Source organism: Gilliamella sp. B2785 (assembly GCF_026537005.1).
Classification (GTDB): domain Bacteria; phylum Pseudomonadota; class Gammaproteobacteria; order Enterobacterales; family Orbaceae; genus Gilliamella; species Gilliamella apicola_E.
In genome coordinates, this window is record NZ_JAFNNC010000012.1 from 23,126 (window position 1) to 40,244 (window position 17,119).

The following is a 17,119-nucleotide window of genomic DNA, read 5'->3' on the forward strand; positions in this document are numbered from 1 at the left end:
ATGTCTTTTATCTGGTCCATTATTTTCGGGTTAATACTGAGCTCAGTTTTCAAATCCGGATGGGGATTTATACTTGGTCTATTAATAGGTCCAATGTTGTATCAAGCATTTGGCAATAGATTAAATGAAAAAAGGACACAATCAAACCCAACTTTGTACTTAATTGTTGCTTTTGAAGTATTGGGGCATCTGAGTAAAGCTAAAGGTGTTGTTACCCAAGATGATATTAATCTTGCTCGGCAATTTATGGATCGGCTACAACTTGATGCAGCCGGTCGCCAATTAGCCCAAGAGTCATTTAATCGTGGTAAAGCAAGTGATTACCCACTTCGATCGCGTTTACGAGAACTCTACTTTCAATATCGTTTTAGAAGAAATGTTTTAAATATATTTTGTGAACAATTAATTCAAGCGGCTTTAGTTGATGGTAATTTAGATGAAAAAGAGTCACAAATTTTGTTTATTGTTGCTGAAGAATTCCATATTCCTCGCCAACAAATGATTATATATATTCAGATGATGATGGGAAGCTTTCATTTCCGTCAAGAATATTATAATAATCAACAAAATAGTCAATATCAACAAAGCAATAATTATGGCAATTATCAAAACAGTTCTCACCAATCAGATTTGCAAAATGCTTATAGAATTTTAGGGATAGATTCATCTGCTGATATTCCTGAAATCAAAAAAGCTTATCGCAGGTTAATGAATGAACATCATCCAGATAAATTAGCATCAAAAGGCTTACCAAAAGAGATGTTAGAGGCAACCAAAAAGCGAGCACAAGAAATTCAAGCTGCTTACGATCTTATAAAAGCATCTCGTGGATTCAAATAGAGATTATTACTATGATGCATTGGCGCTCAATTATAAGAATTATCGGTTTATTAATATCATTATTGTCGATATTTATGTTAATACCGGCACTAGTCGCATTAATATACCGTGATGGTGCTGGCGCAATTTTTGTCCGTTCTTTCTTCGCTGCATTAATTTTAGGAGTATTGTTGTGGTTCCCTAATCGAAATCAGCGTCATGAGTTGAGTACTCGGGAAGGTTTTTTCATTGTTGTATTATTCTGGGTAGTTTTAGGTACTATTGGTGCATTTCCATTTCTTTTTGATAATCATATCAATCTTAATTTAACCACTGCTTTTTTTGAATCTTTTTCTGGGTTAACAACAACAGGCGCTACAACTATTGTTAATTTAGATCATTTACCTAAGGCCCTTTTATTTTATCGTCAATTGCTACAATGGCTTGGGGGAATGGGAATTATCGTACTTGCAGTTGCTATTTTACCATTATTAGGTGTTGGTGGAATGCAGCTCTATCGAGCTGAAATCCCAGGTCCTCAAAAAGATAGTAAAATGCGTCCACGCATTGCTGAAACGGCAAAAACATTGTGGTCTATTTATATTTTACTTACCACGTTATGCGCAATAAGTTTGTGGTTTGCTGGAATGAATATCTTCGATGCTATTTCGCATAGTTTTTCGACGATATCGATGGGAGGATTCTCAACTCATGACAGCAATTTAGCTTATTTTAATAGTCCAGCAATTAACTATATTGTTACTATTTTCCTAATTTTATCTGGTTGTAATTTTGCACTCCATTTTGCCGCATTAAATGGTATTTCACTTAAAGTTTATTGGCGCGATCAAGAGTTCAGAACGTTTATCTTTATTCTTCTTATTTTAATTGTTATTTGTGCCTTTGTTATCTATTTTTATCAACCACAACGAAATCTTGGTATTGATAAAATTGTGTTACAAGTCGTATCGGTTTCTGCAACAGTCGGTTTTACCGTCGATGATATTAATACTTGGCCATCCTCATTACCAATCTTTTTATTATGTGCTTCATTTATTGGGGGCTGTGCTGGTTCTACTGGAGGAGGGTTAAAAGTTGTTCGCGTTCTACTATTATTTATGCAAGGTTCACGTGAATTAAAACGTCTTATACACCCGAACGCAATATATACCTTAAAATTGAATAATCGAGTTGTACCGGAACGAATTATTGAGGCAGTATGGGGATTCTTTTCTGCCTATGCATTAGTTTTTTTAATTAGTCTATTTATCATTATGGCGTCTGGAATTGATGCAACTGACTCATTTTATATTGTTGCCTCATCATTGAACAATTTGGGGGTTGGTCTTGGCAGTGTGAGTGATAATTTTGCGCATGTAAGTGATATGGTTAAATGGGTAATGGTTGTGGACATGTTATTTGGACGACTTGAAATATTTACCTTATTGGTTTTATTTACACCAACCTTCTGGCGAAGCTAATTTTCACTTAACAATTTAGTGTTAAACCTGGATTTTTTAGAAAAATGGCTAAAAATATAAATATTTTATTGATTATTTAGTCAATTGCAGACAGAATTACTAAGCAGCATGTGCTGTGTTCATTAGAGGTAATCACCTGACATATGGAATGGATCATGGATCCTACAATTTGGATTGGTTTATCCACTCTAGTTGTACTTGAAATCGTCCTTGGCATTGATAACATTGTTTTTATTGCCATTCTTGCCGAGAAACTTCCGCCACAAGAACGAGATAAAGCACGCATTACTGGTCTTGCTTTTGCATTAATTACACGAATATTGTTATTAATGTTTACTGGTTGGTTAGTTACACTCACTACCCCTCTATTTTCTATATCCGGAATCAGTTTCAATGCTAGGCAATTGATAATGTTGCTTGGTGGTATATTTTTGCTTTTCAAAGCCACAATGGAACTCAATGAACGCTTAGAAGGCGCTTCACATGAAGATGGTAAACCCAAAAAGACTTCACATTTTTGGACTGTTGTCGCTCAAATCGTTGTACTTGATGCCGTATTTTCACTCGACTCAGTAATTACTGCAGTGGGTATGGTTGAACATATTCCAGTAATGATTATTGCTGTTTGTATTGCTATTTGTATCATGATGGTAGCAAGTAAACCATTGGCCTATTTTGTTAACTCCCATCCAACGATTGTTATTTTATGTTTAAGTTTTTTACTTATGATTGGTTTTAGTTTGGTTGCCGAAGGTTTTGGGTTTATTATTCCAAAAGGCTACCTATATGCAGCTATTGGTTTCTCAATTATGATTGAGTTTTTTAATCAATTAGCTATATTCAATCGCCGAAAAGCATTAAACAAAAAACCATTACGTGAACGCACCGCTGAAGCGATTTTACATTTACTCAAAGGCGATGCAGAAGAAGATCCCGAAACTCACAATATTGATGTTGTTTCTGATAATAATAAGAAAACATCAGTATTTAATCATCAAGAATTAAACATGGTCGAGCGAGTGTTAGGATTGGCTCAACGTTCAGTTAGTAGCATCATGACCTCACGATTAAATGTTGATATGGTCAATATAAATGATGATCGTGAGGTGATATTAAAAGAGATATTTGATAATCCTCATTCACGTTTAGTCGTAACGGATAATGCTTCAATTGATGAACCATTAGGCATTATTCAAGTTAATGATCTATTGAAAGATGTTTTACAAGATAAACAGCATATTGATATTAACTCTTTAATAAAGCAGCCATTAATTTTCCCTGAAACGGTATCTTTACTTGTCGCACTGGAACAATTCAAAAAAGCGAAAACCCATTTTGCGTTTGTGGTTGATGAATTTGGTTCAATGCAAGGAGTTGTGTCTGTTACTGACATTATTGAAACCATTGCTGGTGATTTCCCAACTGAAGAAGAGGAAATTGATGCCAAACACGATATTCAATGTATTGATGATAACAGTTGGATTGCTAATGGTTACATCCCTGTAGAAGAATTAGTAAGGTATGTTCCTATACCAATAGATGATAAGCGAGAATACCATACTCTTGCTGGATTGTTGATGGAAAAAGCCCAACATTTACTTAATGTCGGTGAAACAATACAAATTGGCGATTATTTATTTGAAGTTGCCGAAATTGAAAGTCACCGTATTTTAAAAGTGAAAATCACTAAGAATAAATTAGATATATTAAAGAACTAGGTTAGTGATATTCTACCCATTGTTTAGCTCATCTCAGATGAGCTAAACAACTATTTTAGAGGTAAGTTATAAAAATTATCTATCAATTACTAAACGATATTCTTAATATGAATAACGCTTGACCAAAATAAATTACAGGCAATAATAGCGCTGTGTTTTTTCGTTTTTTGAGATATGAAGTGATAACTTTGTATCTTTTTTATTTTTACTGCAAAATAAATTAGGTAAAAATAAAGGTTATATCGATTACTATCAAACTAAATTGGGCTTTAACTTATGAATTCACTATTCGAAAAAATTTTTCAACTGAAAGAGAAGAAAACCACAATCAGTACAGAGGTTATAGCAGGCTGTACAACTTTTCTAACCATGGTTTATATTATCTTTGTTAACCCTTCTATCTTATCTGTAACTGGCATGGACAAATCAGCAGTTTTTGTTCTAACGTGCGTCGTAACAGCTTTTGCTACTATTTTAATGGGGCTGTTTGCCAATCTACCGATTGCTTTAGCTCCAGCTATGGGACTCAATGTTTTCTTTGCCTATGGAATATGCGGTGCTATGGGCTATTCTTGGCAAGTGGGTATGGGGGCAATATTTTGGGGCTCATTAATCTTTTTTGCATTATCATTATTTAAAGTTCGCCATTGGTTAATTGAACATATTCCGCAATGTTTGCGAGCAGGTATAAGTGCTGGTATTGGACTATTTATTGCTTTTATGGGATTTCAAAATATGGGAATTGTGGTCGCATCACCAGAAACATTACTAACCTTAGGCAATATCTTATCACTTAAAGTATTATTAGGTTCACTAGGATTTTTTATTATAATAATTCTAGCAACTCGTAATTTCCATGCGGCTGTACTAGTTTCAATTCTTGTTGTTACCTTACTTGCACTTTGGCTTGATCCTAATATTAGTTATCAAGGAATTGCATCAGTTCCACCAAGTGTTAGCAGTGTTGTTGGTCATGTCGATCTAGCTGGTTCACTTAATGTGGGTATTATGGGTGTTATTTTTTCAGTTATGATTGTAAGCCTATTTGATTCTTCCGGTACAATTTTAGCTTTAACCGACAAAGCAGGAATTTCTGACGAAAAAGGGCGTTTCCCTAAAATGCGTCAAGCTTTATTAATCGATAGTTTTAGTTCTTCACTTGGTGGTTTATTTGGAACTTCATCAGTACTAACTTATATTGAAAGTTCTGCTGGTATTTCAGTTGGTGGGCGTACAGGTTTAACTGCAGTTGTAGTTGGATTATTATTTTTATTAATGACCTTTTTATCGCCTTTAGCCCATTTAGTTCCACCTTATGCGACATCTGGTGCTTTAATATTTGTTGGAATCTTAATGGTTTCAAGTTTAATGAAAGTTAATTGGTCTGATTTAACTGATGCAACACCAGCATTTATTACCGCATTAATGATGCCTTTCGCTTTTGCTATTACCGAAGGTGTAGCACTTGGTTTTATCTCTTACGTTGTGTTAAAAACATTAACTGGTAAATTTAAAGAATTAAATCTTTGCGTCATTATTTTTGCCCTTCTATTTGCATTAAAATTTATCTTTATCGATCATCATTAATTTTGATCATCAAATTTCTATCGCTGAAAAGCGATAGAAATAATCCAAGAAATTGAGTTAAAATTCACCACTAATCAAGCAACAAATAACTTTCTAATTTTGTTGATCATCTCTCAATTGCCATCATCTAATAAAGTAAAATAAGCCTTACTGCTTATCTTATAATAACTATCAGCAATAAAATCGATCACCTGAGAATTCACTTTCAGTGATAAGGCCAAAAACTTATTTTCATTAAAAATCAATTGATTAAAAAAATATTTTAAATAATAAAATTTATACAAGTAGTTTATTAAATGGAGTTTGATCTACTTCACAAAAATAAAAAAACATAAAATGCTTACGAAATTTAATAATTGTTGTTAGCTAAATAATTCATGCATATTGAATGAGAAGTTTAGATTATTTTTATCTAAACCTAACTTGATAAGCAGGAATGAAATATGAGTACGCATTACAATTCATTATACGTTTTCAGAATCACTCTAGTTGCAACTTTAGGTGGTTTATTATTTGGTTATGATACAGCAGTTATTTCAGGAACAGTCGGGTCTATTTCAAAAGTCTTTGTTGAACCTCAACATCTAAGTGAAACTGCAGCCAACTCTTTACTAGGCTTTTGTGTGGCAAGTGCTTTAATTGGTTGTATCATCGGCGGTTTAATGGGAGGATATTTAAGTAACCGTTTTGGTCGTCGCAATTCATTATTAATTGCCGCATTTTTATTTTTTATCGCAGCAATTGGATCTGCTTGGCCTGAATTAGGATTTCGTTCAGTAGAATCTCAAGAAATTCCTTACTATTTAGCAGGATATGTTCCTGAATTTGTTTTTTATCGCATCGTTGGTGGTATCGGCGTTGGTTTAGCTTCTATGTTATCTCCGATGTACATTGCCGAAGTGGCCCCAGCTGAAATTAGAGGTAAACTCGTCTCCTTTAACCAATTTGCTATTATTTTTGGACAGCTTCTAGTCTATTGTGTCAATTATGCTATAGCAAGTTCAGGTGATCAAGATTGGTTAAATATTGTCGGCTGGCGATATATGTTCTTATCACTAGCTATTCCAGCCTTACTTTTCTTTGGCTTATTATTTACCGTTCCGGAAAGCCCTCGCTGGTTAACAGCACAAAATAAAATAAGTAAAGCTCAAAATATACTATCCCGTATATTGGGAAGTCAAAGAACTGAAGAAGCTCTTAATAGCATAATTAGTTCATTATCTTCTAATTCGACTAAAAAGAGTAGTCCACTTTTAAAATATGGAATTGGTGTTATTGTTATCGGAATTTTATTATCAGCATTCCAACAATTAATGGGCATTAATGTTGTACTTTACTATGCACCAGAAGTATTTAAAAACTTAGGAGCAAGCACCGATTCAGCATTATTACAAACTATTATTGTTGGTGTTATTAACCTTTCGTTTACCACTATTGCAATATTCACTGTTGATAAATTAGGGCGAAAACCATTACAGATCATCGGTGCTATAGGCATGGCGATTGGCATGATCACATTAGGAACAACTTTCTTTCTACAACTACCAGCAATTATTGCGCTTACTTCTATGCTGTTTTACATCGCTTCTTTTGCTATCTCATGGGGGCCTGTATGTTGGGTATTACTATCTGAAATATTCCCTAACTCCATTCGAAGTAAAGCACTTTCAATCGCTGTTGCAGCACAATGGATTACAAATTACTTGGTATCCTGGACCTTTCCTATTATGGATAAAAACACCTACCTTGTCTCACATTTTAACAATGGATTTGCCTATTGGTTATATGGAGTTATCAGTGTAGTGGCTGCAATTTTCATATGGAAATGGTTACCTGAAACGAAAGGAAAATCTTTAGAAGAACTTGAACAGTTCTGGAACAAATAATTACAACATTAATTTCATAACCAAATTTAGGAGAATATTATGAAACAATATTATGACAAAATAGAACGCATCAACTACGAAGGCACTCAAACTGACAACCCTTTTGCATTCAGGCACTATAATCCTAGCCAAATCATTTTGGGTAAAACCATGGCGGAACACCTACGCTTATCGATCTGTTATTGGCACACTTTTTGTTGGGCAGGAACAGATATGTTTGGGTCAAGCTCATTTCAATATCCTTGGCAAACAGGCTCAGATCCTTTAGCTAATGCAAAAGCGAAAGCTGATGTTGCCTTTGAGTTTTTCTATAAAATGAACGTGCCTTTTTATGCTTTTCATGATGTCGATGTAGCACCGGAAGGCAATTCAATCAAAGAATACATCAATAATTTAGCAGTAATGAGCGATATTTTGTTGGAAAAACAACAACAAACAGGCGTTAAATTACTTTGGGGCACAGCCAACTGCTTTACCAATCCTAAATATGCTGCAGGTGCCGCCACGAATCCAGATCCGCAAGTATTTGCCTGTGCTGCCACACAAGTTGTTCATGCAATGAATGCAACACATAAATTAGGTGGGCAAAATTATGTCCTTTGGGGCGGACGTGAAGGATACGAAACACTGTTAAATACTGATCTCAAAAAAGAGCGTGAGCAGCTTGGCAAGTTTATGCAATTGGTGGTTGAAAACAAATATAAAATCGGTTTTAAAGGCGCTTTACTTATTGAACCAAAACCGCAAGAGCCAACCAAACATCAATATGATTATGATGTCGCAACTATTTATGGCTTTTTAAAACAATTTGGCTTAGAAAAAGAAATTAAAGTTAATATCGAAGCTAACCATGCAACACTAGCCGGCCACTCATTCCAACATGAAGTTGCCTCAGCTATCGCACTTGATATCTTTGGCTCACTTGATGCAAACCGAGGCGATCCGCAACTAGGTTGGGATACCGATCAATTTCCAAATAGTGTAGAAGAAAATAGCCTTGTCATGTACGAAATTCTCAAAAGTGGTGGTTTTAAAACCGGTGGACTTAATTTTGATGCCAAAATTCGCCGTCAAAGTGTTGATAAATATGATGTATTTTACGGGCATATTGGCGCAATCGATACCATGGCATTATCATTGAAGTGCGCAGCCAAACTAATTGAAGATAACGTTCTTGAGCAAAAAGTTACACAACGATATGCCGCTTGGGACGAAAAATTAGGTCAACAAATCCTTCACGGCAAAATGACGCTGCAAGATATTGCCCAGTATAGTTTAGCCAATAATCTGCAACCAAAACCTTGCAGTGGTGAGCAAGAGAAGTTAGAAAATCGAGTTAATCAGTTAATTTTTGGCTAAGTTAATTGTTCGAAGCAAACTAATCAGGGTATAGTTTACCCTGATAGTAAGCTGTGAAATGGAGAAGAGTATGTATATTGGTATTGATTTAGGCACTTCGGGTGTCAAAGTGATTTTAATGAATGAAAAACAACATATTATCACAACATTAACCAAACCACTCACCGTGTCCCGCCCACATCCATTATGGTCAGAGCAAGATCCGGAGCAATGGTGGCAAGCAACCGATACAGCAATGTGTGAGCTTAGTAAGCAACATAATTTACAATCGGTAAAAGCCATAGGTTTAAGTGGCCAAATGCATGGTGCGGTATTACTCAATCAACAATCACAAGTATTAAGACCAGCAATACTTTGGAATGACGGGCGCTGTGATGTTCAATGCCACCAACTAGAACAACAGGTACCCACTTCCCGTCAAATTACTGGCAATCTAATGATGGCTGGTTTTACCGCTCCTAAAATTAAATGGGTACAACAGCATGAACCGGAAATCTTTGCTCAGATCGATAAAGTATTGCTCCCCAAAGATTATTTGCGTTTTAAAATAACCAATCAATTTGCTTCAGATATGTCCGATTCAGCCGGGACAATGTGGCTTGATGTAAGAAAGCGTGATTGGAATGATGAACTACTAAAAGCCTGTGGCTTAACACGACACCATATGCCAACGCTATTTGAAGGCAATCAGATCACCGGTTATGTGACCGATGAAATCGCTAAACGTTGGGGCATTAATCAGATTGCGGTGATTGCTGGCGGTGGTGATAATGCAGCCGGTGCGGTTGGGGTAGGTTTACATCAATCGGGACAAGCGATGCTCTCACTGGGTACCTCCGGCGTCTATTTTGCCGTGACCGATCAGTTTATTAGCAACCCCGAGCAAGCCATTCACAGTTTTTGCCATGCCTTACCAAACCGCTGGCACCTAATGTCGGTAATGTTGAGCTGTGCTTCTTGCCTCGATTGGGCGTGTCAGTTATTGGACATTGAAGATGTCCCAACCTTACTAACTCTAATTGAGGCGCAACCGATCGATGACAAACCTTCGGTCTATTTTTTACCTTATTTATCCGGCGAAAGAACACCTCACAATAATCCCGAAGCTAAAGGTGTATTTTTTGGCTTAACTTATCAACACAACAAAGTCGATCTGGCAAAAGCGGTATTACTGGGCGTTAGCTATGCCCTTGCCGACGGCATCGATGCTGTTCATCAAACTGGCGTCACACCCGATAAAATTTTGGTAATTGGTGGCGGAGCCCGCAGCCGTTATTGGCGACAATTGCTGAGTGATGTTTCTGGTTATTGCATTGAATATTGTGAAGGTAGCGAAGTGGGTCCAGCATTAGGGGCAGCAAAACTTGCGCAAATCGCTTGTCATCCCAATACGGCGATAAGCGAACTACTTGCGCCATTGCCAATTGTTCAAACGCATCAGCCCGATAGCAATCTCTACCAATATTATCAGCAACAGCGCACTATTTTTAGAGATATTTATCAGCAACTTAAACCATTGATGTCATAATTATGACTTGCAGAATACCCTGTTAGGGTATTCTGCACCTGTTATCCTGCCTTTTTTACCTTCTTAAAGATATTGAATAATTTATCACTATTTATCTTTACCAAACTAAAAATAACGCTTATTAACCAATATATTACTTGCTAAGTTAACCCTATCTTTTTCTAATTATGTTAATTGAATAGGTAAATTTTATTACTCAGAGTGTGACACATATCTCATTAATAAGATTTCATAAATTTGAAACCAAATTTGATAATAACATTATCGGCATAGATAAATTATATTGGGCAAAACAACCTTAAAACTTATTTTTTTGATAAGTATTTTTATCAATAATCTAACATTAAGAGAAAATAAAAATGCCTAAAATAAAAAAGGTTAGGTCCATACATTGCCGCATCAAGTCTCTTTTTACCAGCGTTAATTCAACAAATTGATGAAGTAAATAAGATCCACTTATTAGCGCTATTTTCTGCGTGTGGTATGGTGGTTGCGGCAATATCGAATATGCTTGCAGGTTATTTATCAGATCGAACACGTTCAAAATTCGGTAATCGCTCACCTTGGATTGTAGCCGGCGCTGTCGCCTTTATGTTATCCATGATATTAGCTTCAATGGCCAACAGTATTCCTTTTTTGTTGTGTAGTTGGTTACTCGGCCAAGTTGCTTTAAACTTTATTGTTGCTCCTATGGTAGCCTGGATAGACTTTGCCGCTGAAGAGAGAAAAGGCACGGCCTCGAGCGCTTATGGCGGATTAGGTATGGCGTTAGGTAACAACGGTTTTACGATACTTGCTGCGATGTTTTTAGGCAGCTTTCGATTTGGCTTTATCGTTTTTGGTATCATTACATTCATTGGCGTATTCCTAGCGGTATTGATTGTAAAAGAGCCGTCAAACCTTAACCAAACGAAGGAAAAAAAATTACTCAAAAGCGATAAAACATTTAAAAACGCATTGACTATATTTCCCAAATGGTCAATCGGTCGAGACTACTATTTGGCGTTAATTGGTAAGCTTTTTCAAGGCATCAGTAACTTTACTATTACCGGTTACCTACTTTTTATTTTGACCGATTTTATGCAGAGCAATTCTTCCGATACACAAAATGCTATCCAACTCATTAATTTAATTATGTTAATTTTCGGCATTTTAATGGGATTTATTGCCGGTCCGATCTGCGATAAATTAAAAGTGCTTAAACTACCAGTTGGTTTATCTACGCTCTTTTTAGGCATTGGTGCATTGGGTTTATCGCTATGTCCAAATCAAACAGGCGTATTAATTTATGCATTTTTTGCGGGAATCGGCATGGGAATATGGAATTCACTCGACAATTTACTAAATTTGCAAGTCATACCTGATCGGCAGCAAGTAGCCTTTTTTTTAGGGATCTATAATCTTGGTAATACAATTACCCAAGCGCTCGCACCAATTATTGCCGCTTGTGTGATAACGTTATTTGGCTTTTCCGCTATTTTTATAGTCTCTTTTGTGTTTGCCATTGTTGGCGGTACTGCCATATTTTTAATTCGTTCAGTTGACAAATAAACCCATCAAAAAGGAAAAAGCAACAGCAATATTTGAGCTTTTTCCTTATTATTACGGTTACTATTGATATTAAAACGTCGCCGACTTTAGTGTGGTAAATTGGCACCTAAAATCTTTAGGGGTCATACCATAACGCTTCTTAAACAGGAAATAGAAATACTGAACTGACGGATAACCACATTGCTGAGAAATGGTTTGAATGGGTAATGATGACTCAAGCAGAAGATATTTAGCCTGATTAAATTTTTCTTCATGAATTACCGCATGAATGGTTTTACCTAATGATGATTTAAATCGAATTTCCAAATTAGAGCGTGATATCTGCATCTGAGAGATCACTTGCTCAACCTTAATTCCTTTACAGGCGTGATCACGAATATAGTGAATGGCTTGGATGACATAGGGATCGTGAATAGAGCGATAATCTGTTGAACGTCTGGCAATAACTTTTTTAGGTGCTATAAGTAAAGGACATACCGGCACATTACCTTTAATAAAGTGTTTTTGGAGTAAGTTTGCCGCATTAAATCCCATCTCTTCAGTGCCTTGCTTAACGGTTGATAACGATACCATTGACAAATCATTGATGACTTCCTCATTATCAATACCAATTAGGCATAACTCTTCCGGTATTTTTATGCCTGCTCTATCACACGCTTGTAAAATATGGTGTGCCCTAGCATCATTAACCGCAATAATGCCAGTATTCATTGGCAAAGATAGCAACCATTTAGAAAGTTTATCTAAGCCTTCTTGCCAATTATCAAGCGAGGTAGACAAACCTTGATAAATAAACCCTTCATATCCTTTCTGCGCCAAGATTTGCTTAAAAATTTCTTCTCGCACACCAGCCCATCGGCAATATCGGTTTGAAGGTAAACCATAAAAAGCAAATTGACTAATTCCCTTAGCACACAAATGATTAAATGCACTTTCAATAATGGAAAAATTATCAGCAGCAACATAAGGCACATTTGGATAGCTCGACTTACCATGATATGAGCTACCCACACCAATTATTGGTATTTGAACATGTTTAAGCAAATCGGCAATATCAGGATCATCAAAATTAGCAATAATTCCATCGCAGTCAAAACGAAAAGAGTTAGTCGTGTCATAACGCAGCGTTTCAGAGATATAAATATTCCAGTGAATATTATGTGACTTCAAAAAATCACCAATACCTTTTAAAATTTGACGATCGTAAATATTATTAGCATTAAATAGTAATACAACTTTGTAAGGTTCATTGTTTATATTCATCATTGTTACGCACGACATTTATTCAATACTCAGTATCATATTACCGTTTTTTTAGACAAAAATTTAGCTTAAATTTATACAGTTTGTCTTTTACTATCTTAATGGCCATATACCTATGCCACACTGCCATTAAATATTTACGTTACATTAAATAGTTATTGTGATAAGAAATAATGCATAAAATCTCACCAACAACTTACGAATGAAAAAGATAAACTTTGTTTAACTATCTGATGCTTAACAATCTAAAATAGTTTAATTAAATAACATAATAAACTTGTGGTAATACTTGACATTATGCCTGTTGAGGTCTAGAATCTTGCGACCCAAAACTTATATACATAGGCTTTGGGCTACAGTTATTAATTACGTATCTAAAAAGCAATTTTTAAATTTATTTTAATTAATCAGGAGCTTATTAATGGCAACAATTAATCAGCTGGTACGCAAACCAAGAGCGCTAAAGGAAGCGAAAAGTAACGTTCCTGCCCTTGAAGCATGCCCGCAAAAACGTGGTGTTTGTACACGTGTTTACACCACTACACCTAAAAAACCAAACTCAGCATTACGTAAAGTATGCCGTGTACGTTTAACCAACGGTTTTGAAGTGACTTCTTATATCGGTGGTGAAGGTCATAACTTGCAAGAACATAGCGTGATTTTAATCCGCGGTGGTCGTGTTAAAGATTTACCTGGTGTTCGTTATCACACTGTTCGTGGTGCATTAGACTGCGCAGGTGTTAAGGATCGCAAACAAAGCCGTTCTAAATACGGTGTAAAACGACCTAAAGCTTAATGGAACTCCGTTAAGTAAGGCCAAACTATAATAATTCCATTTAACTCATTTGAGTTTTGGGTAAACCTGAAAATTTATAACATATAAACGGAGTATTCCAATGCCACGTCGTCATGTTGTCGGTCAAAGAAAAATTTTACCTGATCCGAAATTCGGTTCAGATTTGCTGGCGAAATTTGTAAATATTTTAATGATAGATGGTAAAAAATCTATCGCAGAATCAATCGTATATTCAGCTCTTGATAAATTAGCTGAGCGTAGTGGAAAAGACCACTTAGCAGCTTTTGAAGTTGCATTAGATAACGTAAGACCAACTGTAGAAGTTAAGTCTCGTCGCGTTGGTGGTTCTACATACCAAGTTCCTGTTGAAGTGCGTCCAGTTCGTCGTAATGCACTTGCAATGCGTTGGATTGTAGATGCTGCACGTAAACGTGGCGATAAATCAATGGCGTTACGCCTAGCGAATGAACTTATGGATGCTTTTGAAAACAAAGGCACTGCTGTGAAAAAACGCGAAGATGTTCATCGTATGGCTGAAGCTAATAGAGCGTTTGCACACTATCGTTGGTAATCTTTCCACTGATATTAAGTGGCTTGAAATTAGACTGACAGCACATATCTACTGTCAGTCAACCTAAATGATATTTTATTAAGCAAACGATTCTAAATAGAGGATTAATATGGCTCGTACAACCCCTATAGCACGCTACCGTAATATCGGTATCAGTGCACATATTGACGCAGGTAAAACAACAACTACCGAACGTATTTTGTTTTATACTGGTGTAAGTCACAAAATTGGTGAGGTTCATGATGGCGCAGCTACCATGGACTGGATGGAACAAGAACAAGAACGTGGTATTACTATCACTTCAGCAGCGACAACTGCATTCTGGTCAGGTATGGGACAACAATTTGAACCACACCGTATCAATATCATCGACACCCCGGGACACGTTGACTTCACAATCGAAGTTGAACGTTCTATGCGTGTTCTTGATGGTGCAGTAATGGTTTACTGTGCGGTTGGTGGTGTTCAACCTCAATCAGAAACAGTATGGCGCCAAGCTAACAAATATAAAGTTCCTCGTATCGCATTTGTAAACAAAATGGACCGTATGGGTGCTAACTTCTTACGTGTGGTTGAACAAATCAAAACACGTTTAGCGGCAGTGCCTGTTCCATTAGTATTACCAATCGGTGCTGAAGAAGGCTTTACTGGTGTTGTTGATTTACTTAAACGTAAAGCAATTAACTGGAATGATGCTGACCAAGGTACAACCTTTACTTATGAAGATGTGCCAGCTGACATGGTTGAGCAAGTTGAAGAATGGCGTGCAAACTTAATCGAAGCTGCAGCAGAAGCTAACGAAGAGTTAATGGAAAAATACCTAGGTGGTGATGAGTTAACTGAAGAAGAAGTTAAAAAAGCACTACGTGAACGCGTACTTGCTAACGAAATCATCTTGGTAACATGTGGTAGTGCATTTAAAAATAAAGGCGTTCAGTTCATGCTTGACGCAGTTATTGAGTATCTACCTGCTCCAACTGATGTCCCTGCGATTAAAGGTGAATTACAAAATGGTGAACCAGCAGAACGTCATTCAAGTGATGATGAACCATTTGCTGCACTTGCATTTAAAATTGCAACTGACCCATTTGTTGGTAACTTAACCTTCTTCCGCGTTTACTCTGGTGTAGTTAACTCTGGTGACTCAGTTCTTAACTCAGTTAAAGATCGTAAAGAACGCTTTGGTCGTATCGTACAGATGCATGCGAACAAACGTGAAGAAATCAAAGAAGTTCGTGCGGGTGACATTGCAGCAGCAATCGGTCTTAAAGATGTCACAACTGGTGATACGCTTTGTGCTGAAAATTCACCAATTATTCTTGAAAGAATGGAATTCCCTGAGCCAGTTATCTCGGTTGCAGTAGAACCTAAAACTAAAGCTGACCAAGAAAAAATGGGTATTGCTTTAGGTCGTTTGGCAAAAGAAGATCCATCATTCCGTGTATGGACTGATGAAGAATCAAACCAAACTATCATTGCTGGTATGGGTGAATTACATCTTGAAATCATCGTAGACCGTATGAAACGTGAATTTAACGTTGAAGCGAATGTCGGTAAACCACAAGTTGCTTACCGTGAAACAATTCGTACAACAGTTAAAGATATCGAAGGTAAACATGCAAAACAATCTGGTGGTCGTGGTCAATACGGTCATGTTGTTATCGACTTGTATCCATTAGAAGCGGGTGGTGCTGGTTACGAATTTGTTAACGAAATCAAAGGTGGGGTAATTCCTGGTGAATTTATTCCAGCAGTTGATAAAGGTATCCAAGAGCAATTGAAATCAGGTCCTTTAGCTGGCTATCCGGTAGTGGATCTTGGTGTGCGTTTACATTTTGGTTCTTACCATGATGTCGACTCATCCGAAATTGCCTTTAAACTTGCCGCATCAATGGCATTTAAAGAAGGCTTCATGAAAGCTAAACCTGTGCTTTTAGAACCAATTATGAAAGTAGAAGTTGAAACCCCTGAAGATTATATGGGTGACGTTATCGGTGACTTAAACCGTCGTCGTGGTATGATCGAAGGTATGGAAGATACTGCAACTGGTAAAACAGTTAAAGCACAAGTTCCACTTTCTGAAATGTTTGGTTATGCGACAGACCTTCGTTCACAAACACAAGGTCGTGCTTCTTACTCTATGGAGTTCTTGAAGTATAACGAAGCACCTTCAAACATCGTAACAGCAATTATTGAAGCTCGTAAAGCGAAATAATTATTTATATAAATAAAGTAACACTTCCCTACAAAATTAGGGAAGTGATTTAATAAAGGAACATTAAGATGTCTAAAGAAAAATTTGAACGTACAAAACCCCACGTTAACGTTGGTACAATCGGCCACGTTGACCATGGTAAAACAACTTTAACAGCAGCTATTACTTCTGTACTTTCTAAAAAATACGGCGGTCAAGCTCGCGCATTCGATCAAATCGATAATGCACCAGAAGAAAAAGCACGTGGTATCACCATCAATACTTCACACGTTGAATACGATACACCAACTCGTCACTACGCACACGTAGACTGCCCAGGCCATGCTGACTATGTTAAAAACATGA

General features: G+C 36.6%; 13 protein-coding genes. 12 read left to right on the top strand and 1 reads right to left on the bottom strand.

The window, feature by feature from the left end; genetic code table 11:
• The 8 genes from djlA to J3U24_RS11325 all read left to right on the top strand — a co-directional run bounded on the left by djlA (position 1) and on the right by J3U24_RS11325 (position 11,929).
• Positions 1 to 840: a co-chaperone DjlA gene (djlA, locus tag J3U24_RS11290; protein WP_267337243.1), complete on the top strand. Its 840-nt coding sequence runs from the start codon at positions 1 to 3 to the stop codon at positions 838 to 840.
• Positions 841 to 854: 14 nt separating this feature from the next.
• Positions 855 to 2,300: a TrkH family potassium uptake protein gene (locus tag J3U24_RS11295; RefSeq protein WP_065733732.1), complete on the top strand. Its 1,446-nt coding sequence runs from the start codon at positions 855 to 857 to the stop codon at positions 2,298 to 2,300.
• A gap of 143 nt (positions 2,301 to 2,443) precedes the next feature.
• Entirely contained in the window at positions 2,444 to 4,018 is a 1,575-nt protein-coding gene (locus tag J3U24_RS11300; protein WP_065562799.1) for a TerC family protein, read from the top strand.
• A gap of 276 nt (positions 4,019 to 4,294) precedes the next feature.
• Positions 4,295 to 5,605 (top strand): NCS2 family permease, encoded by a 1,311-nt coding sequence (locus J3U24_RS11305; protein ID WP_065562798.1) that lies wholly within the window; start codon positions 4,295 to 4,297, stop codon positions 5,603 to 5,605.
• A 443-nt stretch (positions 5,606 to 6,048) separates the two neighbouring features.
• Complete coding sequence (gene xylE / locus J3U24_RS11310; protein ID WP_065562797.1) at positions 6,049 to 7,491, top strand: D-xylose transporter XylE; 1,443 nt, start codon at positions 6,049 to 6,051, stop codon at positions 7,489 to 7,491.
• A 39-nt stretch (positions 7,492 to 7,530) separates the two neighbouring features.
• Positions 7,531 to 8,850 (top strand): xylose isomerase, encoded by a 1,320-nt coding sequence (gene xylA, locus J3U24_RS11315; RefSeq protein ID WP_267337242.1) that lies wholly within the window; start codon positions 7,531 to 7,533, stop codon positions 8,848 to 8,850.
• Positions 8,851 to 8,920: 70 nt separating this feature from the next.
• Positions 8,921 to 10,378, top strand: a complete 1,458-nt coding sequence (gene xylB, locus J3U24_RS11320; protein WP_267337241.1) for a xylulokinase — start codon at positions 8,921 to 8,923, stop codon at positions 10,376 to 10,378.
• Positions 10,379 to 10,768: 390 nt separating this feature from the next.
• Positions 10,769 to 11,929: an MFS transporter gene (locus J3U24_RS11325; protein ID WP_267337254.1), complete on the top strand. Its 1,161-nt coding sequence runs from the start codon at positions 10,769 to 10,771 to the stop codon at positions 11,927 to 11,929.
• 69 nt (positions 11,930 to 11,998) lie between these two features.
• Here J3U24_RS11325 and J3U24_RS11330 read toward each other — a convergent pair whose 3' ends face one another.
• Positions 11,999 to 13,186 carry a XylR family transcriptional regulator gene (locus tag J3U24_RS11330; protein ID WP_416380481.1) on the bottom strand — a complete coding sequence of 396 codons (1,188 nt, stop codon included), beginning with the start codon at positions 13,184 to 13,186 and terminating at the stop codon, positions 11,999 to 12,001.
• Positions 13,187 to 13,613: 427 nt separating this feature from the next.
• Between J3U24_RS11330 and rpsL the strand changes: the two genes are divergently transcribed.
• From rpsL to J3U24_RS11350, 4 genes are all read left to right on the top strand, one after another.
• Entirely contained in the window at positions 13,614 to 13,988 is a 375-nt protein-coding gene (rpsL, locus tag J3U24_RS11335; RefSeq protein WP_034883792.1) for a 30S ribosomal protein S12, read from the top strand.
• 100 nt (positions 13,989 to 14,088) lie between these two features.
• Positions 14,089 to 14,559, top strand: a complete 471-nt coding sequence (rpsG, locus tag J3U24_RS11340; RefSeq protein WP_034883788.1) for a 30S ribosomal protein S7 — start codon at positions 14,089 to 14,091, stop codon at positions 14,557 to 14,559.
• A 109-nt stretch (positions 14,560 to 14,668) separates the two neighbouring features.
• Complete coding sequence (gene fusA / locus J3U24_RS11345; protein ID WP_065562791.1) at positions 14,669 to 16,774, top strand: elongation factor G; 2,106 nt, start codon at positions 14,669 to 14,671, stop codon at positions 16,772 to 16,774.
• Between the two features lie 68 nt (positions 16,775 to 16,842).
• The coding region (locus J3U24_RS11350; RefSeq protein ID WP_267347001.1) for a GTP-binding protein at positions 16,843 to 17,119 on the top strand (277 nt) is incomplete at its 3' end.